At 57.4% G+C, this 1562-nt stretch carries 1 protein-coding gene; it reads right to left on the bottom strand.

What is annotated here, in order from left to right; genetic code table 11:
• On the bottom strand, window positions 1-1539 hold a 1539-nt coding region (locus tag HEQ34_RS14395; protein ID WP_296201608.1), incomplete at its 3' end, for a TonB-dependent receptor plug domain-containing protein.
• Window positions 1540-1562: the final 23 nt, after the last annotated feature.

Genomic DNA, 1562 nt, shown 5'->3' with positions numbered 1-1562 from the left:
GGTCGACCAGGTGTAGCGCTCATAAAGATTCGGCGAACGAACTTTTCGGGCAAAACCGAACTCGATATCGGCATTGGCATTCGCGGTGTAGCGCGCCAATGCGGTCATATCCCAGTTGTTGTCCGTACGTTCGTGATTTTTGGCATTGAAGGCTGTGGCATCCGACCTCTGGTTGTTCCACATCCCCGCCATGCCATTCGTGTTAGGGTTATACCCCTGAACATTGCCGGCATCAGTGGCAACCCGTTCATAGCGCACACCCAACAAACTCATCCACTGCGGGCTGAAACGTGACTCCCACTCGCCAAACAAGGCGGTCCGATCACGCTTGCCGTCGTTAATGTTGTCAAAAGTTCCGGGGTACATGCCACCACCGGAGGCTGGCCACCAGTCATCCAGCCGGTAGCTTTGATATAGCCCGCCAACGCGCAGGAGATCCTGCTGGCCAAGCAAGACGTCGGCCTTGAGATTGAAGCCGGTCGTTTTGCTTTCCGTGTACATCGGCATACCGTTGGCGCAAGCCATCGTTCCTGCCGGCGAACAGGGATAGCCATTACCCTTGCCGTCGTAACCCATCATGCCACCCGAGCCAGTCGGTGGCATTCCGCTGCCATACCAAAAGCGCTTGTCGGCGCCAAAATCCATGTAGTGATCAACCTTTTCCTGGTAGGCGCGCGCTTCCAGCGAACCCCAATCAAACTGACCGAGATAACGCAGGTTGAAACGCTTCTGGGTATTGTCGAGCATGTCCATGCGCTGATTCGGATAGAGCTGTTCAGGCACTTCCTGATAGCCAATTTTGGCCTCAACCAGATGGTTGCCGCCTTTGAGTGCGAAGCCCAAAGTGTGGGTCCGGGTTTCATAAGCCGTTGAGCCCACTTCATCGCGCGGCAAGGTATGACCGGCTCGACCAGTTCCGTCGTAATTTTTGAAATCGCCGCCCGCCGTGTAGTTATCAGCCTTGGACAGCCCGCCGGTGTAGGTCACGTTGAAGTTTTCAGTAGCGACACTGGCTGAAGCGTTAACGCCAATCGCATTGTTGTTGCTGCGGTAATAGCCGCCAATCTCGCCCTTGGCCAGCATTCCCTGACCCGGCGCGGCAAACTCCGGCGCCAGCGTATTTGCGATAATCGTCCCGCCGATGCTGTCGCCGCCAACGCTGACCGGGGTAATGCCGGCATAAACCTTGAGCGTACCGATGCTGTTCGGGTTGAGATAAGAGAGCGGCGGGTTCATGTGGTTCGGGCAGGAAGCGATGAAATCCATGCCATCGACGATGATGCGCAGGCGATCATCAGCCATGCCGTGGATGGCTGGCAGGCTGGAAACGCCGCCCGCACCGTACAGGCTGACACCGGGCACATCGCGCAACAACTGAGCGGTATCGCTGACATAGGCGCGCTGACCGGCCACCTCAATCGCGTTCATGGCCCCGGTGCTGTTGGGCAACGGCGTTTCGCGTTTGGCCGTGACATTGACGGTGTCCATGAGCTGCGGACTGGATTGGGCGAAGACCGCCCCGGAAAATGCGACAGCCATTGCGGCCACCAACGGATGAAAAT

The organism is Sphingorhabdus sp., from assembly GCF_023910635.1.
Taxonomy (GTDB): Bacteria; Pseudomonadota; Alphaproteobacteria; order Sphingomonadales; family Sphingomonadaceae; genus Sphingorhabdus_B.
Note: the sequence above shows the minus strand (reverse complement) of the source record. Positions and strands in the feature narration are given on the sequence as shown.